17 protein-coding genes are annotated in these 25244 nt (G+C 48.2%); 8 read left to right on the forward strand and 9 right to left on the reverse strand.

Going from position 1 to position 25244, the window contains the following annotated elements; translation table 11 throughout:
- Positions 1 to 92: 92 nt before the first annotated feature.
- Positions 93 to 659 carry a Uma2 family endonuclease gene (locus NG795_RS10070; protein ID WP_367288533.1) on the forward strand — a complete coding sequence of 189 codons (567 nt, stop codon included), beginning with the start codon at positions 93 to 95 and terminating at the stop codon, positions 657 to 659.
- Between the two features lie 98 nt (positions 660 to 757).
- Positions 758 to 1324, forward strand: a complete 567-nt coding sequence (locus NG795_RS10075) for a Uma2 family endonuclease (protein WP_367288534.1) — start codon at positions 758 to 760, stop codon at positions 1322 to 1324.
- Here NG795_RS10075 and NG795_RS10080 read toward each other — a convergent pair.
- The 4 genes from NG795_RS10080 to NG795_RS10095 all read right to left on the reverse strand — a co-directional run bounded on the left by NG795_RS10080 (position 1321) and on the right by NG795_RS10095 (position 5672).
- On the reverse strand, positions 1321 to 2244 hold the full coding sequence (locus NG795_RS10080) for an ABC transporter permease (protein WP_367288535.1): 924 nt from the start codon (positions 2242 to 2244) through the stop codon (positions 1321 to 1323). The two genes, NG795_RS10075 and NG795_RS10080, sit on opposite strands and share 4 nt — an antisense overlap.
- Positions 2245 to 2289: 45 nt before the next feature.
- Positions 2290 to 3252, reverse strand: coding sequence for an ABC transporter permease (locus NG795_RS10085; protein ID WP_367288536.1), 963 nt, complete (start codon positions 3250 to 3252; stop codon positions 2290 to 2292).
- A 322-nt stretch (positions 3253 to 3574) separates the two neighbouring features.
- Positions 3575 to 5272, reverse strand: coding sequence for a peptide ABC transporter substrate-binding protein (locus tag NG795_RS10090; RefSeq protein ID WP_436836045.1), 1698 nt, complete (start codon positions 5270 to 5272; stop codon positions 3575 to 3577).
- 52 nt (positions 5273 to 5324) lie between these two features.
- Positions 5325 to 5672: a hypothetical protein gene (locus tag NG795_RS10095; protein ID WP_367288538.1), complete on the reverse strand. Its 348-nt coding sequence runs from the start codon at positions 5670 to 5672 to the stop codon at positions 5325 to 5327.
- Positions 5673 to 5977: 305 nt separating this feature from the next.
- Here NG795_RS10095 and NG795_RS10100 point away from each other — a divergent pair, with 305 nt between their 5' ends.
- Positions 5978 to 6865, forward strand: coding sequence for a DUF4384 domain-containing protein (locus NG795_RS10100; RefSeq protein ID WP_367288539.1), 888 nt, complete (start codon positions 5978 to 5980; stop codon positions 6863 to 6865).
- Between the two features lie 307 nt (positions 6866 to 7172).
- Here the strand turns inward: NG795_RS10100 and NG795_RS10105 are convergent, their stop codons facing one another.
- Entirely contained in the window at positions 7173 to 7598 is a 426-nt protein-coding gene (locus NG795_RS10105; RefSeq protein WP_367288540.1) for a hypothetical protein, read from the reverse strand.
- 246 nt (positions 7599 to 7844) lie between these two features.
- Between NG795_RS10105 and NG795_RS10110 the strand changes: the two genes are divergently transcribed.
- Together NG795_RS10110 and NG795_RS10115 are read left to right on the forward strand one after the other, a co-directional pair.
- Positions 7845 to 11363, forward strand: a complete 3519-nt coding sequence (locus NG795_RS10110; RefSeq protein ID WP_367288541.1) for a CHAT domain-containing tetratricopeptide repeat protein — start codon at positions 7845 to 7847, stop codon at positions 11361 to 11363.
- Positions 11364 to 11551: 188 nt separating this feature from the next.
- On the forward strand, positions 11552 to 12907 hold the full coding sequence (locus tag NG795_RS10115; RefSeq protein WP_367288542.1) for an adenylate/guanylate cyclase domain-containing protein: 1356 nt from the start codon (positions 11552 to 11554) through the stop codon (positions 12905 to 12907).
- Between the two features lie 52 nt (positions 12908 to 12959).
- Here the strand turns inward: NG795_RS10115 and NG795_RS10120 are convergent, their stop codons facing one another.
- Together NG795_RS10120 and NG795_RS10125 are read right to left on the reverse strand one after the other, a co-directional pair.
- Positions 12960 to 16865, reverse strand: a complete 3906-nt coding sequence (locus tag NG795_RS10120; protein ID WP_367288543.1) for a PAS domain-containing protein — start codon at positions 16863 to 16865, stop codon at positions 12960 to 12962.
- Positions 16866 to 17161: 296 nt separating this feature from the next.
- Positions 17162 to 17953 carry a class I SAM-dependent methyltransferase gene (locus tag NG795_RS10125; RefSeq protein ID WP_367288544.1) on the reverse strand — a complete coding sequence of 264 codons (792 nt, stop codon included), beginning with the start codon at positions 17951 to 17953 and terminating at the stop codon, positions 17162 to 17164.
- A 638-nt stretch (positions 17954 to 18591) separates the two neighbouring features.
- Here NG795_RS10125 and NG795_RS10130 point away from each other — a divergent pair.
- On the forward strand, positions 18592 to 21744 hold the full coding sequence (locus NG795_RS10130) for a two-partner secretion domain-containing protein (protein WP_367288545.1): 3153 nt from the start codon (positions 18592 to 18594) through the stop codon (positions 21742 to 21744).
- A gap of 72 nt (positions 21745 to 21816) precedes the next feature.
- Here NG795_RS10130 and NG795_RS10135 read toward each other — a convergent pair whose 3' ends face one another.
- Together NG795_RS10135 and NG795_RS10140 are read right to left on the reverse strand one after the other, a co-directional pair.
- Positions 21817 to 22671 carry a PD-(D/E)XK nuclease family protein gene (locus NG795_RS10135; RefSeq protein ID WP_367288546.1) on the reverse strand — a complete coding sequence of 285 codons (855 nt, stop codon included), beginning with the start codon at positions 22669 to 22671 and terminating at the stop codon, positions 21817 to 21819.
- A complete protein-coding gene (locus tag NG795_RS10140; protein ID WP_367288547.1) occupies positions 22668 to 23252 on the reverse strand; it encodes a PAP/fibrillin family protein in 585 nt (194 codons plus the stop codon). Before NG795_RS10140 ends, NG795_RS10135 begins: the two co-directional genes overlap by 4 nt.
- A 319-nt stretch (positions 23253 to 23571) precedes the next feature.
- Here NG795_RS10140 and NG795_RS10145 point away from each other — a divergent pair, with 319 nt between their 5' ends.
- Both NG795_RS10145 and mraY read left to right on the forward strand, forming a co-directional pair.
- Positions 23572 to 23805, forward strand: a complete 234-nt coding sequence (locus NG795_RS10145; protein ID WP_367288548.1) for a DUF3134 domain-containing protein — start codon at positions 23572 to 23574, stop codon at positions 23803 to 23805.
- 332 nt (positions 23806 to 24137) lie between these two features.
- Entirely contained in the window at positions 24138 to 25220 is a 1083-nt protein-coding gene (gene mraY / locus NG795_RS10150) for a phospho-N-acetylmuramoyl-pentapeptide-transferase (RefSeq protein WP_367288698.1), read from the forward strand.
- The last annotated feature ends 24 nt before the right edge of the window (positions 25221 to 25244 follow it).

The following is a 25244-nucleotide window of genomic DNA, read 5'->3' on the forward strand; positions in this document are numbered from 1 at the left end:
CCAAATTTGGGATAAAAACCCGGTTTCTTAACCCCCATAAATCCCCAAATTGAGGTATGATATTTTTCAATAAACTCCACCGATAAAAACTTATGTCTTTGACCATTGAACACTTAAAAAACCTGCAATCCCAACTCGAAAATGATTCCAGTGATTACCAGATAGAATTACGCGAGGGAAACCTGATCGTCATGGGTCCATCAGATATTGTCTCCAGCTACATTGGCGCACAGTTGAGTCGATTACTGGGTAATTGGGTGAGCCCCCGACGCTTGGGGTTAGTTTTTGACTCTAGCGGGGGGTTCATTCTACCGAATGCTGATTTAACGGCCCCGGATGTCTCTTATGTGTCGCGATCGCGAATGCCTCGCACCGTCCGGTATTTTAGCGAAGTGGTTCCGGATTTAGTTGTAGAAATCAAATCCCAAAGCGATCGTATTATTAAACTCCGGGAAAAAATTCAAATGTTTTTGGAACAAGGGGTGAAAGTGGGCATTTTAATTGACCCGGATGAGTTAACTGTTACCCTCTATCGCCCCAATCAAACCCCCATCGTTTTTACCGACACCGACATCTTGACACTTCCCGAATTGCTTCCGGGATGGGAATTACAAATTGCTGATTTATGGCCCCCCGTGTTTGAAGAAAATGGAGATTAAAATAAGGGGAAGTCAGGGGAATAGGCGCTGGGTATGTCACTCAAAAGGGGCTAAATTGAGGTAGAATAGTTTTAAATAAACTGAGCCTATAAAAACTTATGTCTTTAACCATTGAACACTTGAAGAACCTGCAATCCCAACTCCAAAATGATTCTAATGATTACCAGATAGAATTGCGCGAAGGAAACCTGATTGTCATGGGTCCATCAGATATTGTCTCCAGCTATATTGGTGCACAATTGAGCTTTCTCCTCAATGTGTGGGTGAATCCCCGACGGTTGGGGTTAGTTTTTGACTCTAGCGGGGGTTTCATTCTACCGAATGCCGATTTAACCGCCCCAGATGTGTCCTATGTGTCGCGATCGCGAATGCCTCGCACCGTCCGGTATTTTAGTGAAGTGGTTCCGGATTTAGTGGTGGAAATCAAATCTCAAAGCGATAGGATTACGAAACTACGGGAAAAAATCCAAATGTTTTTGGAACAAGGGGTGAAAGTTGGCATTTTAATTGACCCGGATGAGTTAACCGTTACCCTCTATCGCCCCAATCAAACCCCAATCGTTTTTACCGACACCGACATCTTGACACTTCCCGAATTGCTTCCGGGATGGGAATTACAAATTGCTGATTTATGGCCCCCAGTGTTTGAGGAAAATGGAGATTAAATAGAACGACTTTGAGGGTCGAGGGCGTCGCGTAATCCATCCCCGATATAATTAATACTGCTGACTGTGATAAAAATTGCTAGTCCTGGAAAAATTGCTTGATGGGGTGAGGTTTGTAAGTAATCCCGCGCATCATAAAGCATTCGTCCCCAGGTTGGAACGTCTGGGGGAAATCCTAATCCAAAGAAACTGAGGGTGGATTCGGTAATAATGGCATTGCCGATCGCCAGGGTTGCGGCAACAATTACTGGACCAATAATATTCGGTAAAATATGAATCCAAATAATCCGTCGGGGGGATGCACCCAAGGCACGGGCGGCGGTGACAAAATCTAATTGTTTAACGGTTAAAAATCCGGCCCGAACCAGTCTCGCTACAGACATCCAGGTGAGGGAACCAATCACTAAAACAACCAGGATAAAAATGCCAAATTCTGGTCCAGCAACTGCCCGAATTGGGTCACGAAATAGATAAACGACTAACAGGAGTAAGGGTAACTGCGGAAGGGCTAAAAATAAGTCAGTCAGACGCATGAGTAAGGCATCAATGATGCCGCCATAATATCCAGCAACTGAACCGATGAACACTCCAACAGTAATCGCCACCAACATGGCAGCGACACCAACGGCAATGGAAATTCGTCCTCCAGATAACATTCGGGCGAGGATATCTTGACCCAGGGAATTGGTGCCAAAGGGATGATTCCAACTTGGACCCATTGAGGACCGACTGAAGTCAATTTCATCAATGGCGGTGGTGTAAAAAAAGGGACCGAAGATAACGCAGAGGAGGAGAATGGTCAGGGCGATCGCACCTAAAACCGCCATTTTATCTTGATAAAATCTCTGCCATGCTTTTTTACCTAAATTTGGCGTAAAATTGGGACTCACTTCAGCTTCAATCGGGTTAGCATTGGACATATTTTCAACGGAATCACTGGAGTAAAGGAAGAATCAAGAATGGGATTATGAATGATATTTCACTCTGGGGTCTAATATCGCATAGAGTAAATCGGCAATTAAATTAAAAATGACAATTAATACCGCATAAATAAACGTAATGGCCATGACTACCGGCGTATCACTCCGATAAATGGACTCAATTAACAGAGAACCAATCCCTGGCACTCGAAACACCTGTTCGGTGACTAATGCGCCGGTAAATACTGCGGGAATATCGAGGGCCACCAGAGTAACGACGGGAATTAAGGCATTCCTTAAAACGTGCCGCTTGATGACTGTGAATTTGGATAACCCTTTGGCGTAGGCGGTGCGGACATATTGCTGATACAGTTGTTCTAAAATCGAGGACCGGATAAAACGCATCAAAATCGCTGCTTGATACAGTCCTAAAACAGCAATTGGCATGATTGACTGCTTAATTTGGGCGATAAAACTGTTCCAATCAGTTACCCTTAAGGTGCTATTATAGATGAAGGGAAACCAGTTGAGTTGAACGCTGAAAATAATGATAAATAGCACTCCGGTGAAAAAGGTTGGCAAAGAAAACCATAAAAATGCAAAGGTTGTAGTTAGTTTATCTACTAGAGAATAGCGGTTGAGGGCGGAGATAATGCCGAGGGGAAAGGCGATTAAGATGCCAAAGAGATAGGCGGAACCGACGACCCATAAGGTGGTGGGTAATCGTTGCAGAATTAAGTCGATGACGGGACTGCGACTGGTAAAGGAGTATCCCATATCTCCGGTAAAAAATGCGACGGCCCATTTCACATATCGGATATGAATCGGTTGGTCCAATCCAAAGGAACGCCGCAGATTTTCTCGCACTTCTGCGGTGATGGCAGGATTGGTGGCAAATTCTCCTAAAGGGTCTCCAGGTGCTAATGCTAGAATGATGAAAATGACGAGACTGATGGCAATTAAGGTGGGAATGGAAATCAGCAGGCGTTTCAACAAGTAGGTTTTCATAGGCACAAGATTCATGAGTTCCGACAAACCTGCGGGGGTTCAAACCCGGGGGGTTCAAGTTCACGATCCGGCGGGGGTTCAATTTCAAGTTCACGATCCGGCGGGGGTTAAAACCCCCGCCTCATAGCTAAAGTCGGTTGGAAACCGACTCAAACCCATACAGTGAAGGCATTGTAGTCGGATTTATCCGACTTTAGCTGTTAGGCGGGGGTTTTAACCCCCGCCGTTTGTGGTGAACTGAACCCCCGCCGTTTGTGGTGAACTGAACCCCCGCCGTTTGTGGTGAACTGAACCCCCGCCGGGTTTTGCTGTTAGGTTTAAACTATCTCCGTCGCCATTGGTGGATATTCCAAACGACTCTATCCCAAGAGGTTAACTCCACCCCTTCTAGGGAATTGCTAACGGCGATCGCATCGGCGCGATGGACTAACGGAATCACTGCCACATCCTCCACTAATAAATCATTCATTTGTATAAACAATTGCGCCCGAGTTTCAGGGTTCAGTTCCGTCGTAGAACGTTGCCAGAGTTGGTCATATTCTGGATTACAATAGCGCGATGTATTGCTACCGGACCAACTATTTTCAGGACGCGCTATTTCTTCGCAAGTGAAAGTTTGGAGGTAGCGGGTGGGGTCGGGGGAGGTGTTGCCGGTGGTCACCATTTGTAAATCGGCATAGAAGCGATTGAGGGAATCATTATTGGATGGATCGCCGGAGAAGAAGATACTGGCATCAATACTTTTGATTTCTACTTCTACGCCGAGGTTTCGGAAGTTTTGTTTGATGATTTCCTGAGTTTTCTGCCGAACAGGGTTGACTGAAGTTTGAAAAACAACGCGCATTTCTACGCCATTTTTATCCCGGATGCCATTGCCATTGGTATCGCGCCAACCTGCTTGTTCTAATAATGCTGCTGCTTGTTCTAGGTTAAATTCAAATCGGGTATTGGGGGAGAGATAGGTGGGGGGAGAAACGAGAAAGTTTGGGGTGGGGATGCCGGTGACACCATAGAGTTGTTCAGAAATGGTATTACGGTCGATCGCCAGGTTGAATGCTTGGCGAACTTGGCGAGCGCTCAAAAAGGGATGGGGGAATTGTAAACTAGAGCGATCGCCTGCAGCGGTTGCGCGATTGGGGTCCGTTTGATTCAGTTGAATCCGTTCGCTTAACGGACCAAAAATTGCCATAACTTGTCCTTGTCCTCCCGCTTCTAATTGTTCTAAAACTTGGGGTTCGACTTGCAAACCATAAGCATAATCCGCATCGCCGGTTTGTAAAACCGCCCTCGCTGCTGAGGTGGAATCTCCCCCGCCTTTGAGTTCAATTCGCTTAAAATAGAGGGTTTCTGCTTCTCGGAAATAGGGATTGGATTCATAAACTACCGTATCTCCGGGTCGAAATTCGACGACGCGATAAGGACCTGTTCCCACGGGGGATAAATTACCCGGTGCTTGTCGAGAATTTGCGCCGGTATAATCGGCAAAAATATGTTGCGGTAAAATCATCCCTTCGGAACCGACAAAGGGTAAAAACCAACCGGGATTAACCGCCTTAAAATTAACTTTAACAGTTAGGGGGTCAACTGCTTCTACTGAGGCGATCGCATCATAATTGGAAGAGTTCGCCGAAGCAGTTTCGGGATTGGAAATAAATTCATAAGTAAACACCACATCAGCAGCAGTGAAGGCAGTACCATCGGACCATTGTATATCCGGTTTGAGTTTCCAGGTTACCGATAACCCATCTGCCGCCACTCCGCCATTTTCCAGAGTGGGAACTTCTGCCGCCAACACGGGGATTAAATCCCCCTGATTATTGAACGTTGCCAGGGGTTCTAAGGTAATTCGACTCGCTTCCCAATCCTTGAACCCCACCGACAGATGAGGATTGAGAATGGTTGGCGCTTGCCAGTAGAGTAAGCGCAAAACATCCGATTGTTGGATCTGGCGGGTGGGGTTGGTTCCGCATCCAGACAACAGGGATGCAGCGAGAAAAGGTAGCGCCAACAGTGGCATCATCAAACGACGGCGATCGCGCTGCTGTTTCAAATTTTTCCCTCCCAGTGACGGTTTAAAACTCTACAGTATCAAGAAAACCCGGTTTTGTCTTGGGAGGGAGGACTGCAATCAACGGCATTTGGTTTAAGGTTCCCCCTCCCGGATTGACGGAACCCGATTCACCGGGGACAGAAACCATTCCATTCATTGCACAAAAGGCGATCGCCACCGGCAACAATGCGATCGCCTTTTGACGCGGGGTGGAAGTGCGATCGGTTTTGTCTCCAGTCCAGTGCCATAATAACAGGACTAAGCTCAATCCACATCCGAAATAGCTATCAATATACAGTCCAATTAGATTGGGGATAATGCATTCCATCAGTTGCCAGACTTTTTGATTTTGGGAGATTTTGTTGCTCATGGGGTTAACTCTGAACGGCTATATCCCCATTAAATGGATTCGCAAAATCACTGTAAATGGTCTACAAATAAAATTAAATATTCGTTTTGAGGGATTACTTGCCCAGGATAAAACCCTGTACTAATCCCTAAAAATCACTTCAAATAAGCTGATATACGCCAAAATAAATTCAAATAACGACAAATAATATAGGCCTTTTTTTCCCGGATTGGCGGAAGGTTTTGTAAAATTATGGTAGAGTAAGAACAGTAAGCAACCCGGCACTTTTAACTACCCGGTTATTCAAGCAACACAGGAGAGAGGAAATGATAAACCTTCCACTAGCCACCTCGTTACAAGAAGAATTTCTCAATAATTTTACCAACGACGTTATTCCACCTTTAGGGAGCGACAACGAGCGGTTTTGCTGTTGGTATCGCTATCATCCGAAGCACAAAAATATTCGCAATACCGATTTAGCTGTAGAAATTAATGATGAAAAGGTATTAAACGGTTCCTTTACCGAAAATATTGAACAGTGTTTAGGGAATGTCAATAAAAAGATAATCCTCAGATTTGGCAAAGAGATGGAAGATGATGGGATAGTGCTTGACTCGTTACCAAGACCAAGAGGGCGGCAAAAGCAACATCCCGGTTACCAAGCACCTTGGCAAATCATTTATCAGTGGTTGTGGGAAATAAAATTTCCTCGGCGGGGGTGGGAATTGGCGCAGAAAATGGCGACTTATGGGATGGAAGAATTGCAGATGATTGAGCTAAAGAATGGGGACAGGGATATATGCGTGAATGTGGCGAAAGACCCGGTGACGATTCGTAAAGGGGAAGAATATGTCTTACAGGCGCATTTCCCGCATCAGGGTCATTTGCTCTTGATTAATCAGGGGGTTTCCGGTACGCTGTATTGCCTTTGTCCATCGGGGGCATTTTCTGAGGAAACCCAGGTGCTGCCCGAGAAAAAGCTACATATTCCCGGTATCCAAGCGTTAGCAAGTGCTTTGAAATATATGAAGATTGGGGACGAATATTTTCTAGCAATACTAACTGAAAATCCGGTTAATTTATCCTGGGGGCGTCGGGAGTCTAACCCAAACGATATTGTCGTTACCGATGAACGGTTGCAGGAAATATTTAAGCAAGTGGGACGGCAGTGGAATGCACAGGTATTTTATAAAAAGTTTGAGGTGGTGGAGTAATTTATGGGCATGGATAGTTTACCCCCCTAACCCGGCGGGGGTTTAAACCCCCGCCTAATAGCTAAAGTCGGTTGAAACCGACTAGAAGATTGAGGGGTGATGAGGTGGTTTTATTATTGATGAAACCGGCATCCGTCCCATCGTTAACGATTGAGCATCTGGCAATGAATCCAATTTAAACGCCTTCAATCCATCAGAACAGCCCTCAGCTATTTCAGTCGGATTTATCCGACTTTAGCTATTAGGCGGGGGTTTGAACCCCCGCCGGGTGACGCCACTACTACGAACGTTCTCAGCTAACCGCAGATTAGGCAACGGGTGTTTTTTCCCGAGATGCAATTAAAGGAGTCAAATCAATGCCTTTCCAATCCTTAAGAAATTCACAGATGATTTCCGGAGTGAAGGTTTCCCGGCCTCTAAAAAACTCAAATTGTTGGGTGTGAACATTCAGGAGAAAGTGCAAAATATTACAATGGTCTTTCACCCCAAAAGGACAATCCCCCGCTTTCCAGTTATCCACCGTGGCAGCATAGTCAGCAATAGCGGTGAGTGCGGGTTCTATCTCCCTATCATGCTGTTGGCACAAATCCAGTAACTCGAATGGGTCCTGTGCAACGTCGCACAGCAGATGGATGGTTTCACAAGGGAGAGTGGAACGCTGAGATTGAATGGTTTTTAAAGATTTGCAAACCTGTAAAGATTGGTAAAATTTTTCGAGAGATGATTGATTCATGATATCTCCTTGGTTTTAAAAGTTTAGACCCAGGATATCTTGCCTGTGCTAAATTGTGGGCATTTTCTATCGTCATCCCTTGATTGACGACGAGGTTAGATTCAAAATCTTCATCAAGATGGGCCCCTCGGTCCGCAGGCAGAGAGTTGGGTTATTCTGGGTTGGGATTGGGAATATTAGACAAGGGAATAGGCCCAATTGTGAGCGGACGGAATCTTAGTTTACACAAGTATTAGAGGTTGACTGATGTTTGATAATCTGATGGAGCAACTTATCTCACTACATAGGAATGCAGAAACCGCTTACCATCAAGGTCAGTATGAGCAAGGAATTCAATTCGCCACAGAAGCGTGCGAACTGGGAAAATATGCTTTCGGTGAGAATCATCCCGACTATGCCCGCATTTTGAACGTTTTGGCGGTACTCTACTCCGCAATGTGGCGGTTGACCGATGCTGAACCCCTTTTCCTGCAAGCAATGGAGATTAAAAAGGTGCAGTTGGGTCATAATCATCCCGACTATGCCACCAGTTTGGACAATTTGGCGGGACTGTACCAAGACATGGGGCGGTTAACAGATGCCGAACCCCTTTTCCTGCAAGCAATGGAGATTAAAAAGGTGCAGTTGGGTCATAATCATCCTGACTATGCCAACAGTTTGAACAATTTGGCGATACTGTACAGAGTAATGGGACGGTTTACCGATTCTGAATCCCTTTACCTGCAATCGATGAAGATTCGGAAGGTCCAGTTGGGTCATAATCATCCTGACTATGCCAGCAGTTTGAACAATTTAGCACGACTGTACAGAGCAATGGGACGGTTGACCGATTCTGAACCCCTTTACCTGCAATCGATGAAGATTCGGAAGGTCCAGTTGGGTCAGAATCATCCCCTCTATGCAGAAAGTTTGAACAATTTGGCGGAACTGTACAGAGACATGGGACGGTTGACGGATGCCGAGCCCCTTTACCTACAGGCGATGAAGATTCGGAAGGTCCAGCTGGGTCAGAATCATCCCGACTATGCCACCAGTTTGAACAATTTGGCGATACTGTACAGAAAAATGGGACGGTTTACCGATTCTGAACCCCTTTACTGGCAAGCAATAGAGATTAAAAAGGTGCAGTTGGGTCAGAATCATCACGACTATGCCCAAAGTTTGAGCAATTTGGCGGAACTGTACTCGGCAATGGGACGATTGACGGATGCCGAGCCCCTTTACTGGCAAGCAATGGAGATCCAGAAGGTGCAGTTGGGTGAGAATCATCCCGACTATGCCGCCAGTGTGAACAATTTGGCAGAACTGTACAGAACAATGGGGCGGTTGACGGATGCCGAACCCCTTTTGCTGCAAGCAATAGAGATTTGCGAGGTGCAGTTGGGTCAGAATCATCCCCACTATGCCAGCAGTTTGAACAATTTGGGCCTACTGTACTCCGCAATGGGGCGGTGGAAGGATGCCGAACCCCTTTGCCTGCAAGCAAAGGAGATTATCAAGGTGCAGTTGGGTGAGAATCATCCCGACTATGCCACCAGTTTGCACAATTTGGCAGAACTGTACAGAACAATGGGGCGGTTGACGGATGCCGAACGCCTTTTCCTGCAAGCAAAGGAGATTTGGAAGGTGCAGTTGGGTGAGAATCATCCTAGCTATGCCAGGAGTTTGAGAGGTTTGGCGGTACTGATGGCGGCAATGAATCGCCCTCACGAGGCATTAAGACTCATGCAAGAGGCGAACCAAATTACAAACCGGCTTATCGGTGAAATTTTATCGATTAGCAGCGATCGCCAGCGTCTGGAATATATGCAACAAAACTATTACCATTTAGAGGGATTTCTCTCTCTGATTACCCAATACTTCCCAACGGATGCCGCTGCGAAACGGGCGGGGTTGGATTTGGTGTTGCGGCGCAAGGGGTTGGCGACGGAGGCGGGGTTGTTGATGAGAACTCTAATTGTATCGGGACGTTACCCTCACCTCAAACCTGAATTGGAGAAACTGGGGCAATTAACTCAGCAAGTGGGTGCTTTTACGTTGAAAGTCCCGACAGAACTGTCACAGTACCCCGCTTACCAGCAACAATTGGCGCGGTTAAAGCAAGAACAAGAGGACGTGGAACGATCGCTGAGTCGTCAAATTCCAGAAATGAATCTGCAAACCCAATTAGATTCTGCCAGTCGTGAGGCTATTACTCAATCCCTGCCAAAAGGGGCAACGCTGCTGGAGTTTGTGCGGGTGCGGGTCCGTAATTTCCAGGCAGTGGAAGCGAATGGAGATAAACAATCGTTTCCAGCGCGGTATCTGGCGTTTGTGTTGTCTGCGGGGGATGCGGCAGGGGTGGAAATGATTGATTTAGGGGAGGCGGAGGAGATCGATCGCCTCTGTCGGATCTTCCGGCAGTCGGTTTCGGGAGAGGAACAGGGGAAAAAGGGCGATCGCGATTTGGATTTGTCAGGATTAGGGAAACCGAAAACTGATCCGATAGAGGAATCTGATGTTCCGGCAATCTTGACTACCCCAGAGGGACTGGAGTTGTATCAACGGTTGATTCAACCCCTGAAGGCGTATTTGCAACCCCAGCAAACTCTATACATTGCCCCGGATGGGGAACTGGCAACCCTGCCTTTTGGGATTTTGTCTGGAGACGGAACTGCCTATTTGATGGATGAGTATAAGTTGCGCTATCTGGCGGTGGGACGAGATTTGTTGCGGTTTCAGTTCCCAATTCCCGTGAAACATACGGAATCCTTGGTGATTGCCAATCCGGATTATAATTTGCGGGGGGAATCTGGGGAGGATGTGGCGGTTACGGGAATCCTCTCGAAACCGTCGGAGTATGATGAGGTGCGATCGCTCTCTCGGGACTTGGGACGCGGTTCGGAGGAGGTATTCAAACCGTTGCCGGGGACGCAAATTGAGGGGAGTCGCATTGCCAAATTATTGGAGGTTCCTGTATATACCCAGGCGCAGGCGGTGAAGTCCTTGCTGTCTCGATGCCACTCCCCGGAAATTGTCCATATTGCCACCCACGGCTATTTTCTACCCCTGGACCAAACTCTGCCGGATGTCTGGGGTTTCTTCGGTTTGCCGACTATCGAGATGGGGGGAGTCGGCTCCGCAGGAATGGTGATGCAACAGGGGAGACGCTTACAGTTACAGGGATTACAGGACCCGATGAGGCGATCGGGGTTGGCGTTTGCTGGGGCGAATACGGTGTTGCAAGAACGGTTGTTGCCGGAACAGGCGGAGGATGGGTTGTTGACGGCACAAAATGCAGTTCATCTCGATTTGACGGGGACGCGGTTGGTGGTGATGTCTGCTTGTGATACGGCGTTGGGGGATCAGTCTATTGGGGAGGGGGTACTGGGTTTACGGCGATCGCTGATTCTGGCGGGTGCTGAAACGGTGGTGATGAGTCTGTGGAAGGTTCCCGATGTACCCACGGCGATTTTAATGGAACGATTTTATCACAATTTGTTTGAGACGGATTTGGGTCGCACGGTGGCGTTGGAGGAGGCACAAGAGTATCTCAAAACTCTCCAGGTTTCCCAATTGCGGCAGGATTGGTTAACTCCAGAGGCGATCGCGCAAGTTGAACAATTGAATTATGACTGTGCAAAACAGTTACAGGAATTAACTACAAAACCGGATGAATTTACACCCTTTGCCGGGACCAAATATTGGGCGGCATTTGTTTGTATTGGGAATCCGAGTCCCTTTCCTAAATCCGCGTCTCTTTCCCTTGCTTTAACCCGAATTTAATCGGGAAATTTGGGTGGTTTGTTTCCCGAATCCCGTTGATTTTCCTGTAGAATCCTCCACGTCGAATCATCCAGTCAAGGTCGCTTCGGAATAATGCTACACTCAAAGACTAATCACTGGGCGCAAAATGTGGCAGACTCAGGAGAACCGATTGGCATTCAAGTCCCTCAACCGGATGGCAAACACCCATGCAGCATGACTTTCTTGAAAACAACCCGGTAGCGTCCCTACTGACTAAGATACTCAAGTCCCCCCTCTCTGCCGATGCTTCCCGTAATGCTGAATATCAGGCATGGCGGGACCGTTTCATGCGCAAGCGTCTGGATGTGGGGTTGTGGATTGGATTGATGGCCTTTTTGAGTGCCAGTTTGCTACAAGTGAGCAATTGGTTGTTCCGTCCCGAGGAATTTAGGCCGGACTGGTTGCGATCGCAGGTGAGTATTGAAATCTGTTTACTGTTATGTCTGTTACTTCAGCATAGCAAATTAGGTCGCCGCTATCCGAGTTTAGTCTTTTTCGCCTTTTATTGGGTGGTGACGATTGTTCCGCAGATTTCGCGTACTTTGTCAGGAGTTGCTCAACCGGAACTGTTAGTTTGGACAATTATGTTTTTCGGTCAAGCGACATTTACTCCGGTGCGTTGGTATCTCCATTTAGCGGCTCAATTGGGGGTGTTTTTGTATTTTCTGGGGGTAAATTCCGCCTTGGGGGTAAACTTCAGTAACTCGATAAGTTGGATGAAACCTTCCGTACTGGCTTTGTATTTCTTCTGGGTCTGTTTTATTGGCAACTTATCCGTTTATTTATATGAACAGTTACAAAAAGCGGAGTTTAAAGCCCGATGGGATTTAGAGGAGGCTTATGCTCAATTGGAAGAAGAACAAAAACTTTCAGAAAGTTTATTACTGAATGTTTTACCCCATTCCATTGCCACTCGGTTAAAGCAAAATCCCAAAAATTTGGCGGATAGTTACACGAATGTTTCGGTTTTATTTGCCGATATTGTCGGATTTACGGAACTGTCTTCCCAAATTTCTCCCTGGGATTTAGTGGAGTTGCTCAATCAGATTTTCTCGGAGTTTGATGCCTTGGCGGAATTGCATCAGTTAGAAAAGATTAAAACAATTGGGGATGCTTATATGGTGGTTTCGGGGTTACCGGAACCTCGGGATGATCATGCTCAAGCCATTGCCGATATGGCGTTGGATATGCAGCGGGCGATCGCCACATTTAACCAAAAAACTGGGCAGAATTTTAGCATCCGCATCGGCATCGCCACGGGTCCGGTAATTGCAGGAGTGATTGGCATTAAAAAATTTATTTATGATTTGTGGGGGGATACGGTTAATCTCGCCTCTCGGATGGAATCTCATGGTATTCCCGGGGCGATTCAGGTGACTCGGGAAACCTATCAGTTTTTGAAAGGCGAGTATCTGTTTCAGGAACGGGGGAAGGTATTTATTAAGGGCAAGGGAGAAATGACCACTTATTTATTGAGGGAGAAAAATCCGAGTATTATTGACGCAAAACTGTCGGGGAATTAAGGGGATTAATTCTCCGAAAAGTTGCGGATTGCAGTAAATTTTAAGGGCATGATTATTTTTTCCGCAGTTGTCCAACCACTTCTATCAAATGCCTAGGGTCAATAGGTTTGGGAATGTGCATTTGAAATCCGGCGGCGAGGGCGAGAATGCGGTCTTCGGTGCGAGTATAGGCAGTGAGGGCGGCAGCAGGAATTTGTCCCCCTTGTTCTGGGGGTAAGCTGCGGATTTGGCGAATTAAGGTATAGCCATCTTCTCCAGGCATTCCGATGTCACTGAGGAGAATTTCCGGTTGCATTTTTTGGATTAAGCCGATCGCCTCGGCAGTGGAGGCAGCGGCAAAAACTTCGGCCCCATATTGTTCCAAGGCAGTAATTAAAAACTCCCTTGTATCAAATTCATCATCCACGACTAAGATTTTTAACCCGGCGAGTTCTGAGAAGGATTGATCGCACTCCACCGATGACGACCCCGCACATTGCTCCTCTATCCCATCGCTTGTATCTTGCAAGCAGGGGAGTTGCACTACAAAGGTAGAACCTTTTCCAAGTCCGGGACTCTGAGCAAAAATATGGCCGCCATGTAGTTCGACGAGGTTGCGAACGATCGCCAACCCCAGTCCTAACCCCCCATGCGATCGCGTGGTTTTGCTATCCGCCTGCCGGAATCGTTCAAACATATAAGGTAAAAATTCCGGTTCGATGCCGATTCCGCTATCACTAATCCGGATTTGTATCCAGTTTTCCACCCGTTCTAAACAAATCTCCACTCGTCCGCCTTCTGCCGTGAATTTTACCGCATTGGAGAGCAGATTCCAGACGACTTGTTGGAGGCGATCGCCATCTCCGGAAACCAATCCCACTCCTGGATCAAGGGTCGTTACCAACTGGATTTTTTTAATTTCGGCAGTGGGACGCACGGTATCGATGGCGGCTTCAATTGCCGGGATTAATTGCAACGGACGCAGGTAGAGGCGAATTTTGCCGCGAATGATGCGCGAAATGTCCAGGAGGTCTTCAATTAACTGGGTTTGCATTTCGGCATTGCGTTCGATGGATTCCAGGGCCTGAGCCATTTTTTCTGGGTTGAGTTTGCGACGACGCAGTAGCCGAGACCAGCCTAAAATCGCATTTAAGGGCGATCGCAACTCGTGAGAAACAATTGCCAAAAATTCGTCTTTCATGCGACTGGCGGCTTCTGCCTGCCTCCGGGCTTCCTGTTCGCGCAGGAGCAACTCCTCACGCTGGCGTTCGGCTAACTTGCGATCGCTAATATCGTAGAACATCACCACCCCGGCAACAATTCGTCCCGCTAAATTTTTCACGGGTTTAGCACTGAGGCACAAAATCTGAGAGTGACCATTCGTGAGGGGAATTTCGAGTTCTTCATCAATCACCGTCTCACCCAAAGTAATTGCCCGAGACATGGGCAATTCTTGCGGTTGATAGGGTCGTCCATCGGGATGAACGCCTTGGAACAAGCGATCCTCTTCTAAATGTGTGTCGGCGGCGATCGCACCCGTCAAAATCGCTTGCGCTTGCTTGTTGCTCAGCAGCACTTTCCCCGAAGGCGCTTCCGCCACGATCGCACCGGCAGGCATTTGTTGTAGGACTGCTTTTAACAGTTGTTGCTCAAATTCCAGTTGTTTGAGCAGGCGATCGCGTTCTTCCTCGGCCTTTTTCCTTTCAGTAATATCCAGGATGACTCCCCCCATCCGCACTGCAGTCCCTCGGTCATCATAAAACGCTCGACCTTTTGCCGCAAGCCATCGCACCGATTCATCCGTTCCTCGGATAATCCGATACTCAATGTCATAATCGGCCTGATCGGTAATCGCACGTTGTACGGCCCGATTCACCCGGTCCCGGTCCTCGGGATGCAGGCATTCCACGAACCGAGTATATTTCATGACCATCGAGGGGATGTCCAGTCCAACTATTTCCAAACATCGCCGGGACCCCGAAATTTCTTGCGATTCTAAATCATAATCCCACAAGCCTAATTTTGCAGATTCCAACGCCAATCGTAGCCGTTCCTGGTTGCGGTCCGATGTGGCCCGAGCAAGTTTATATTCGGTGATATCGCGACTTAGAGACAGTACCGATTCCACTGCGCCATCGCGGTCAAATTCCGGAACTAAGCGAGACTGATAATAGCGAGTCACCCCTTTGACATCCGTTAAATCACATTCAATTTCGCCTTGCTCTCCCGTGGCAAAAACTTGGGCAATGGCCCCTTGGCACTCTGCCGACGGAGTTCCGGGAAAGGTGAGTTCCGGGTTAGTTGTGTTCAGAAACTCTTCTGGCGATCGCCCGGTGACTCGATATATGGCTTGGTTGACATACAAAAGACGCATTTTTCGGTCAAACCGCTTAATAATATCCGGTGAATTTTCGGCCAAGGCTGTAAATTCTCGTTCCCGTCGGTAGAGTTCATCTTCCACTTGTTTGCGTTCAGTGATATCGCGCCAGGTTGCCAAAAATCCATCTCCAAATGCAACGCCTCGGATATCAAATGCTTTAGGGACTCCGGTTTCGGTGGTGAGTTGTTCGTCCAGAAAGGAATCTTTAACCAATGGTTGTCTGGTTTCAACGACTTGGCAATATTCGTCGAAGAGTCCACTGGTTCGGTGTCCAGGAAATAAATCGCAGAGTCTTTTTCCAGTCTGTTGTTCCCGAGTCAATCCATTGCTGGCACAAGTTGCGGCATTGATATATTCAATGCGGAAGTCTATAATTTTTCCCGATTCATCCCGCACGGACGTATAGATTCCAAAACAATCCAGCAAGTTTTCCACCGAGGTTCGGAAGAGTTCTTCTCGTTTTTGTAATTCGGTTTCGGCTTTTTTGCGATCGCTGATATCCAGGGTTGTGCCAATAACGCGCACCGCTTTCCCCGATTCATTTCGCTGAATCCCTCCGCGATCGGATACATTCAAATATCGGCCATCTTGGTGCCGAATGCGATATTCTATATCAAACCGATTCTCATGTTCTAACGCCTTATTCATCGCAATAAAGGCCGGTTCTAAGTCATCAGGATGAATCAGAGAAAGCCACCACTGGGCATCTTGTCCTTCCTCGTTTAAGGGATAGCCTAAAAGTTGGGTGAGGCTTTCACTGCGAACCACCTGCTGAGTTTCTAAATCCCAGTCATAAATGACACAATTGACGGCATTTGAAGCCCGTTGATACCGCTCATTGGCGTGTAAAAACTCCTGCTCTATTTGCTTGTGTTCGGTGATATCTTCAACAATTCCCGCAACTCGATACACCTTTCCGGTACGATTATCGTGAATTGGAAAGGCCCGCGATCGCACCCAACGAATCCTGCCGTCCGGATGAACCGTGCGATATTCTTCATGATATTCCCCGCTTGATTGTTTAGCTAAAGCGGTTCTGACGCGATCGCGGTCCTCGGGATGGACTCCCTCCAAAAACGAGGAGGGTTGCTGATACAAACTATCTAGCGATCGCCCCCACATCTGTTCATATTGCGGACTAACATAAAAGATTTGGGTTTTTTCCGGGTCAGTCATCCAAATCAGCCGATCAATATTTTCCGCAATCTGTCGGAATTGTTCCTGGGTATTTTCTAACCCCTGAGCATACAATTCGGCTTTTTGTCGCGAGGTGTAAAGTGCCGAAATCAGCCAACTAATTCCTAATCCTTCTAGCAGAAATACCCCCAAGGCTAAAGTTTGCCCGGGGCTATGTACTCCGAAGGAATAAAATGGGAACAAAAAGAAATATTCCCCGCAAGCTGCGGCTAATAGTGTAGCCAATAATCCAGCCTGAAGTCCTCCATACCAAGCACTCACCGCCACTGTTGCGCTAAACAACAAAAATGGGTTGTTTGTCATCAGTTCTGAAGAAATTAAAAACTTCAGGAGCAAAGACAAGACTACCGTTGTCACAGCAAAACTATAGCGCCGGATCGGGGAGCGTGATTGTTCCAACATTGATTTTCTCGCTAGGGGGACACGAGTCTTTTGAATTAAGACACCATTGCTTGAGCCAGATTACTCTCTTAAATATTGTACCGACTCGGAAAATTTAGAGAAATCTTTCACCACAGGAGTGATCGGGGTAAGTCCCCATCGCCACCTGTTGTGGCAATTATAGCGGTTTTTACTCCCGTCTAGGACTGACTTCGACTCAGAATTTCCCCGGGATAAATTGGGCGATGAGCGGCGGGTTTCTGCTCCTTTTCGGCAAACTGGCTCTCTATCTCGCCAATCCCCCAGCCTCCGTAGCTCTAAATCGCTCCAGAAATTCCCCCAAAAACTGCCAGTCCATAGTGTTTCCAAGGGATAGCTACTGTGGCAAAATCGGCAGATTTCAAAAGCTCTACCTGTTCTAACACCGTTGCCAAGCGATCGGGACCCGAGTATCCCTGGGGAATGGTTTGACCACATTTAGCCCGTACTTTTTCTAGGGTGATTCCCTGTGCCTTGACCCCCTCCTCTGTGACTGCATCATAAACGGCCTCTAAACCTGGAGTTTCTGATAGTACGGGGTCAGCATTCCAAAAACATCCCCCTGGGGACAGATTTTGACGAACCCATTTAAACAGTTTTAATTTGACCGGATCGCTAAGATGATGAATCGCTAACGAAGAGGCACAGACATCAAACCCTTGATGCGGTGCAATTCGCACATTTAAGGTTGCCAAATTGCCAAAATCTGCCTCGATCCATCGCACCCGTTCCCCATAGCCTGCTGCTGCAATTTTATCCTGACAAACGCTCAACATTCGTGGGGAATAATCCACCGCCACTAATTCAGCATCGGGACAGTGAGCCAATAGTTTAAGGCTAAGTTCCCCCGTCCCACACCCTAATTCTAAAATTTGTTTACTGGTAACAGGAATGCAACGCAGTAGTGCCGCCAATAAGTCATCATAAATCGGCAGCAGTTGGCGAATGCCACTATCAAAATCCGCCACATTCGCAAAAACTTCCCCAGGATAAATTTCCGGTCTAGGGTCAAGGGCTTCTAAACTAGCCTCGCTTGGGTTTTCTTCTGAAAGGGGAGTCTCAGAACTCATCAAGGGTTTCCTACTCATAAAGTTAGATGATTTTAATCATATTATCATAATGTTGTCCCTGTTCTGGACAAACCGTTTGACTTTGGCGATCGCCTCTAAAAATGGGGGAACACCAGGCGGGGTAGAAACCCCAGCCTAACAAAATCAAGTCGGTTAAAAACCCTCTAAAAATATTACAGTCTAATAGTTTCAGTCGGTTTCAACTGACATCTTGCAGCATTTTCAACACCGGCGGGGGTTTAAACCCCCGCCTAATAGCTAAAGTCGGTTAAAAACCGACTGCAAGTCTATATCCCGTGGTGTTTTCAGTCGTCTTTAGACGACTTTAGCTGTTAGTTTAAACCCCCGCCGGTTGTTGCAACAGGTGCAAGATCTCAGGCGGGGGATAAATCCCCCGCCGGTTGTTGCCTTAAGTTATTAGACCGCCAATCGTTTCAACCCCGGGCGGGTGTTGCCTGTGCAGGGTCCCCTCACATCTTGCTCCCTATCAGGGCCAAAAACCCGGTCTCAGTCCCCTTAATGGAAGACTTGACTAGGGTTCTAAGCACCCCCTATAAAAAACTAAACCGTTCTGACAGTTTGTCCCCAACTTGTGATACCCTAGGGCATAATATCCGGCCTGTCACTTTCGTGCCATTATGTTGTCTCTAATTCGGCAGGTTAAACCCAAGCCCTCCTGGCAAATCCCCTGGTTGCTTTTACCCTTTTCCATTGGCCTACTTTCCTATCCCAGCAGCGCTCAAATTGTTCCTGATACCACACTTCCCGTTAATTCTATCGTCACCCCAGAGGGCAGTCGCCTGGTCATTACAGGCGGCACTCCTGCCGGGCCCAATCTGTTCCATAGTTTTACGGAATTTAGCTTGCCCACCGGGGGGAGTGCCTATTTTAATCAGGGCAATAGTATTCAAAATATTTTCACCCGAATCACGGGAATTAACCCCTCGAATATCGATGGAATTCTCCAAGCCAATGGCAGCGCTAATCTATTTTTATTAAACCCTAATGGAATCATATTCGGGGCAAATGCTCAGTTAAATATCGGGGGTTCATTTGTGGTCAGTGCCGGGGACCGCATCCAATTTAGCGATCGCACTGAATTTCCCGCCAATCCCGGAGACACCCCCCCCTTGTTAACGGTGAGCTCACCAATGGGGTTGCAACTGGGAACAAACCCGGGGAACATTGCCCTCAACGGTGCTCGCCTAGAAGTCCCCACGGGCCAACAGTTAGCCTTAGTGGGGGACAACTTGGCCCTCCAGGGCGCGCAACTGAGAGCACCGAGTGGCACAATTGACCTAACTGCCCAAAATATCGCACTTTCAGCCGGTGCATTGCTCGACGTGAGCGCAGAAGCGGGAGGACAAATCCGCATCGGCAGTCGCGACCTCACCCTCACCGACCAATCCCGAATTTTAGCCGATAACTTGGGGAACGGAACCGGCCGAGGCATCGAAATCACCACGGAACGCCTGAACTTAAGCGATCGCGCCTTGATTTCCGCCTCCACCTTTGGCAGTGGCACCGGAGGCCAACTCACCATCGAGGCAACCGAGGCAGTGGTCATGACTGGGGACAACCGCTTTAACCAAACCCTTGATCGCCTGTTTAGCCAAGAAATCACCCGCCCCGAAGACGTCGGAACCGGCATTTTTTCTATCACTTTCGGTACGGGCAACGGAGGCAATCTCACTCTGAATACCCCCTCCCTAAAGCTCACTGACTCCGCCTTTATGTCTACCGCTACCTTTGGGGATGGGAAGGGAGGCAATATGACCGTCAACAGTGGCATGGTACACCTCATCGAATCCGAACTGTTTGCCGATAATTTGGGCAGTGGGGATGCCGGGGATGTCACCTTGAATGCCCAAACCCTGACACTCCAAAATGGGGGTGCGATCGCCGCCTCCACCTTTGGTGCAGGTCTAGGCGGAACCATTAGCATCACGGTATCTGACTCCATCGAAATAGGGGGAACCAGTTTCGGCGGTCGGTTTAACAGTGGCATCTTTGCCAGTGCTTATGTCAATGCCACTCAACCTGCCGGAAATATTAAGATTCAAACCGGACAACTCAACCTTCGCGGGGGCGCTCAGATTGTCGCCACCACCTTCGCCGCAGTTCCCGGGGGAATCGTCACCGTCACTGCCTCAGAAATAGAAGTCAGCGGCAGCAGTCCCGATGGACAATATCTCAGCAGTATCAAAACCCAAGCTCAGTCCGAGGGACCGGCGGGAAGTTTGACCCTCAACACGCGATCGCTGATTGTCCGGGATGGGGCGCTCATCTCCACCTCCACGGAAGGCACCGGCGACGGAGGCAACCTCACTATTCGAGCGACGGACTTTGTAGAACTGACCGGAACCGGAACCTTTAATTTAGTTCAATCGGTTGTAGAAGGCGGGTTTGAACCGGAGCAGATTCAGGATGGATTATTTACTGTGAGTTCCGGTTCCGGTAACGCAGGCAATCTCACCCTGGAAACCGGAAGACTCAGCGTTCGCAACTCGGCTCACATCGCCACCGGCACTCTCACTCAGGGAAATGGGGGAACCTTGAGTGTCCGCGCCAGCGATCGCATTGATCTCCAAGGCGCTTATTTGCTAACAGGCACGGGCGGTAGTGGTCCCGCCGGTGATATCTTTATTGATACAGGTGACTTACGCTTACAAGACGGCTCGCAAATCATCGCTTCCACCCTCGCCACCGGATCCGGGGGAAATATTCGGGTCAACGCATCGGAGTCTGTCCAACTCCAAAACCAATCCTCCATGATTTCCACCAGTCAAGGAGCGGGAAGTGCGGGGTATGTGCTAATCCAAACCGATCAATTGAGCCTCCAAAATCAATCCATTGTCTCCACCTTTGCCTCAGGTGAGGGAAATGCAGGTTTTTTGGGAATTGCCGCATCCGAATCGGTGGAACTGCAAGAAAAAAGTGCCTTGGAAACGTCCACCGAGGGAATCGGCGATGCCGGATTTTTAGAAATCGATACGCGATCGCTGACCCTAGAAAACAGTGGCATCTCCGTCAGCGCTCAAGGGACGGGAGAGGCAGGCAATCTTAACATTGCCAGCGATCGTTTGAGTCTGAATAATGGATTTTTGTTGGGAATTGCCGCATCCGGTCGAGGCGGGAATGTTCAATTAGAGGTGAATGATCTGCTGACTCTGCGACAAGGGTCTACTATTTCCGCTGAAGCGTTAGGAACCGGAGATGGTGGCAATGTGGCAGTCACCACCGATGCGATCGCCTTACTGGAAAATAGTCGAATTAGGGCCACTGCCGTAGAAGGCATGGGCGGGAACATCCAAATCTTCACCCAAGCTCTGTTTGAGAGTCCCAAGAGTCAAATTACCGCCAGTTCTAACCAAGGCATTGATGGAGTAGTCTCAGTCAATACCCCGGATCTCCAACCCACCCACGGGTTAATTGCTCTCCCCTCAGAAATGCTTAACCTGGGAAATCTGGTCTTTGAAGGTTGTGGTACGGGAGCATCCCAAAGTGAGTTTATTGTGACAGGACGCGGAGGATTACCCCCCAATCCCACCGACCCCTTCAATGGCGATCGCATTTTGGAGGATTTGGGAACCGTGCAAAGCAATCGGGATTTAACCCCACAGCGGTTCACCGGCGATCAACCCGCGATGATACCCCCGACTCCTCCCTTAGTCGAGGCCAATACCTGGGCGATCGCCCCCAATGGTCAACTCATCCTCACCACTGCACCCACTCCCAAGCACCCCGGCGATCGCTGGAATACCCCGGAAAATTGTCATTCCCGGTCCTAAAAGGGCGATAATCTGTTCTGCATTTAAGGAGCTCCGCTGATTTCGTCATCATTTTTCCGTTCCCTTGGCGGGTTACAATTCTACTTCTTCAATGTCAGAAAAAGCCGTCATGCGATCGCCCTCATTGACCCGGAACCCGGACTCGCCTCCACGCTGACAGCGCGTCACAAAGGGACAACTGTAACAGACTCCCTCCGTTACCGCAACTTGGGGAAAGGGCTTCCTGTTCTCATAGTCTTGAGTCCAGGTTTGTAACTGATTCAACAACTGAGTCAGATGTTTTGCCATTTCTTGATGTTTGGCGCGATTGTAATAAAAAGTCCAAGATTCTGACTTAGACTTGGCATTCTCCCCTGTTTCCGCCGACCGCACAAACCAATAGGTCATCGTAATATCTTCCGGTGCATAATCGCTGGTTTCCGCTAACACAAACGGATACAACCGCGTTTGCCAGTTCTCTTCGAGGGTGCGCTCTTTTTTGGGCAGGGGATAGGTTTTCCAATCCAAGATTTGAGCGCCGGTTTCATCAGCGATGATTAAATCATAAATAACTGTGAATAAATACCCTTGAAAATTCATAATCCGCCGATGTTCCGCTGCTCGAAATTGGCGATTTCCAGGAGACTCCGGTTTAAAGAGGTCCGGTGCAGCCTCCAGTAATCCCTGATAACACCGTTGCATTTGCTCATCAGATTGCAACAACAGTTCCACAGGTAACCCCAATTCCCGTTGCTGCATTAACAGGTGAAACCGACTCCCCCAGACCATTTTTTCTCGTTGGTCCGGGGTAACGGGGGAAGAGAGATGTTCCAGATAAGTATATTGAAACTTGCGCGGGCAAGTTTGCAGCATATTCAGTTGGCCTTGGGAGAGGCGATTTTGGCGAGTGACGGGAAAATCTTCTCGGGTGGCGTTGGCATTCATCATGATTTGGTTAATACAAAAACACTATCTTTATTTCCTCTTCCAATCCGCAAATCACTATCCAGATAGGTGATATCTAACCACCCTTGTTGTTCTCCGGTAGGAATTTGGAAATCCAACGCTAGAAATTTTTTGCCTGTTTCAATTTCTTCGATGAAGGGGTCCGGGGATTGATACCCAATAAGACTCTGTAATCCGGCAACAGCCCGCTCAAATTTCACCTCAACTCGCCGTTCCGAAACCCCTTCAAATCGAGCCGCTACGCTGACTAAAACATCTAAGTAGGGCAATCCAGAAATTTCGGCAATATTATAAATTTTGCCTTGACTGGGACGCACGCATTGATAGATTTGACCTAAACTTGCCAGGGGAAAGCGATCGAGACGGAGGAGTTCGTCGCTGGTGGTGTACAGCAGTCGCCAATTTCCCCCTAAGAGGTCCGTTGCTTCCAGGGGACGGGGGGTGGGGTTGCGGTCCTCCAATTGGGAAACCGCTGCGAGAATGGCTTGTTTTTGGGAGGGGGTGGCGAGTATTCCGCGATTTTTCCCGGCGATCGCCTCTAATAATTCCGTTTTGCCAATCATTCAGACTTCCTCAAGTTCAACTCAGCAGCTTCTACCATTATGGAGGCCATTCTGTTGCCGATGCAGGCAATATTGATGCTTTCTCTCTCCAAAATCGGGGGAATGACTCAATTTCCGATAAAATTGTCAAGGGGTACTGTTACGGGTTAGCCCGTCGTCTCTGCTTCCTAAGAAGCGGTTGACAAGGGTTGACAAGGGTCTACACTGCCGGAGTCTCCAAACTTCTGAATAGGAAGGGGTCACTCCCCAAGACAGCCACTCCCGCCACAGTTTGCCCGATCTCGTTAAGTTTGAGCGACTTTACTTTCAGGAGTTTTAGATGTACAACCCGTCTCTACGCGAAGAATCTCGTTATAAAATTGCTGATGTGATTCCTTTGCAACAAGAAACGTCTATCCTTGATTGGCTAGAATCCAATGGTCGCTTGATTGCCCGGGAGGACAAAGAGAATGAGTATGCCATTGATGAAGAAGAAATTGCTGCACTCATGTCTGTAGAAGATAGCACCTACGATGACGATGATGATGATAATGAGTTAGTTGAGGAAGACTAAACCGCTGAGTTTCAGGATTAACTTAGGTTAAATCTATCTTGGGTTGCCTCGGATGGGTCTTGATTGTGTAGGCTAAGAGACCTCACCCCCCAACCCCCTTCCCTCCGAGGGAAGGGGGAGCCGGAGAGGCCCTTACAGCCAGAAAAAAATTTCCTGATTCTCCCTCTTTTTGTAGGAGAGGGCCAAGGAGAGGTCTCTTGGAGCAATTCGCCCCCGTTTGAACCTGTTGTTCACTTTTAGAGTATTTTAATGGAGATTCACCGGAGAAGCGATCGCCGAGCTTGGAGTAACAGTCTGTGTGGAGTGAGGATATTAAATCAGTGGACGCAAAAATGGGAGCGGTTCAGTCGTTGAACCTGTCAGGAACTCGTTTATTTTGGCTCTTAACCGTTGCCGTGACTGGGGCATCGCTCATCCTGGATGGGTTGAGTGGGAGAATCGCCAATCTCGGTGAAACCTTGACCCTACCCCTGTTTGCCTGTACTTTGGCAACGGTTGCCGTGGGGTACTGGGTGGTTCCCGCCCTGCAACGACTCAAAACTGGACAAGTGATTCGAGAGGATGGTCCTCAAAGTCATTTGAAAAAAGCAGGCACTCCGACAATGGGCGGGGTGTTTTTTATTCCGGTGGCAACCCTGGTGGCGCTGATTTGGTCGGGGTTTGCACCGGAGGCGACTGCCTCCGTCGCCCTCACCCTCAGTTATGGTTTTATTGGCTGGTTGGATGACTGGCAAATTCTGAGGCGCAAGTCGAATAAAGGCATTTCTCCAAAAATGAAATTGGCCTTACAATTCGGTTTCGGCGCACTCTTTTGTTTGGGATTAGCCTTAACTCAACCCCCAACCATTACCAATATTACCCTCCCCTTTGGCATCGTTTTACCCTTGGGTTTCTTCTTTTGGGTCCTAGCCCAATTTGTCCTAGTTGCCGAAAGTAATGCCACCAATTTAACCGATGGCGTGGATGGATTGATGGGAGGAACTGGGGCCGTTGCCTTTTTGGGATTAGGTGGGTTAGTCGCCTCCACCCATCCCAGTTTAGGAATTTTCTGTGCCTGCATCAGTGGTAGCTGTATCGGTTTTGTCGCCTATAATCGCAACCCAGCGCGGGTCTTTATGGGGGATACCGGGTCTCTTGCCTTGGGCGGTGCCTTAGCTGCCGTTGCTCTAACCAGTGATAGTCTTTGGGCTTTATTTATCCTCAGTGGACTGTTCTTTGTAGAATCCCTCTCGGTAATTGCCCAAGTGCTTTATTATAAGGCCACCAAAGGACCCGATGGCATTGGCAAACGCTTATTTAAAATGGCTCCAATTCATCATCATTTAGAACTGAGTGGCTGGTCAGAATTGCAAATCGTCGCTGCATTTTATGTGATTTGTGGGGTTCTGGCTATCCTCGGTCTGACTTTAGGTTAATTGGCGTTCAGCTTCGGCGCAATG

This window comes from Laspinema palackyanum D2c, from assembly GCF_025370875.1.
Lineage (GTDB): Bacteria > Cyanobacteriota > Cyanobacteriia > Cyanobacteriales > Laspinemataceae > Laspinema > Laspinema palackyanum.

What these genes read in the sequence shown, in the direction of transcription:
- NG795_RS10120 (WP_367288543.1), bottom strand. Translation starts at nt 16,865, where the DNA reads ATGTTGGAACAATCACGCTCCCCGATCCGGCGCTATAGTTTTGCTGTG.
- NG795_RS10070 (WP_367288533.1), top strand. Translation starts at nt 93, where the DNA reads ATGTCTTTGACCATTGAACACTTAAAAAACCTGCAATCCCAACTCGAA.
- NG795_RS10125 (WP_367288544.1), bottom strand. Translation starts at nt 17,953, where the DNA reads ATGAGTTCTGAGACTCCCCTTTCAGAAGAAAACCCAAGCGAGGCTAGT.
- NG795_RS10105 (WP_367288540.1), bottom strand. Translation starts at nt 7,598, where the DNA reads ATGAATCAATCATCTCTCGAAAAATTTTACCAATCTTTACAGGTTTGC.
- NG795_RS10095 (WP_367288538.1), bottom strand. Translation starts at nt 5,672, where the DNA reads ATGAGCAACAAAATCTCCCAAAATCAAAAAGTCTGGCAACTGATGGAA.
- NG795_RS10140 (WP_367288547.1), bottom strand. Translation starts at nt 23,252, where the DNA reads ATGATTGGCAAAACGGAATTATTAGAGGCGATCGCCGGGAAAAATCGC.
- NG795_RS10135 (WP_367288546.1), bottom strand. Translation starts at nt 22,671, where the DNA reads ATGATGAATGCCAACGCCACCCGAGAAGATTTTCCCGTCACTCGCCAA.
- NG795_RS10145 (WP_367288548.1), top strand. Translation starts at nt 23,572, where the DNA reads ATGTACAACCCGTCTCTACGCGAAGAATCTCGTTATAAAATTGCTGAT.
- NG795_RS10130 (WP_367288545.1), top strand. Translation starts at nt 18,592, where the DNA reads ATGTTGTCTCTAATTCGGCAGGTTAAACCCAAGCCCTCCTGGCAAATC.
- NG795_RS10110 (WP_367288541.1), top strand. Translation starts at nt 7,845, where the DNA reads ATGTTTGATAATCTGATGGAGCAACTTATCTCACTACATAGGAATGCA.
- NG795_RS10115 (WP_367288542.1), top strand. Translation starts at nt 11,552, where the DNA reads ATGCAGCATGACTTTCTTGAAAACAACCCGGTAGCGTCCCTACTGACT.
- NG795_RS10100 (WP_367288539.1), top strand. Translation starts at nt 5,978, where the DNA reads ATGATAAACCTTCCACTAGCCACCTCGTTACAAGAAGAATTTCTCAAT.
- NG795_RS10085 (WP_367288536.1), bottom strand. Translation starts at nt 3,252, where the DNA reads ATGAAAACCTACTTGTTGAAACGCCTGCTGATTTCCATTCCCACCTTA.
- NG795_RS10075 (WP_367288534.1), top strand. Translation starts at nt 758, where the DNA reads ATGTCTTTAACCATTGAACACTTGAAGAACCTGCAATCCCAACTCCAA.
- mraY (WP_367288698.1), top strand. Translation starts at nt 24,138, where the DNA reads ATGGGAGCGGTTCAGTCGTTGAACCTGTCAGGAACTCGTTTATTTTGG.
- NG795_RS10090 (WP_436836045.1), bottom strand. Translation starts at nt 5,272, where the DNA reads ATGATGCCACTGTTGGCGCTACCTTTTCTCGCTGCATCCCTGTTGTCT.
- NG795_RS10080 (WP_367288535.1), bottom strand. Translation starts at nt 2,244, where the DNA reads ATGTCCAATGCTAACCCGATTGAAGCTGAAGTGAGTCCCAATTTTACG.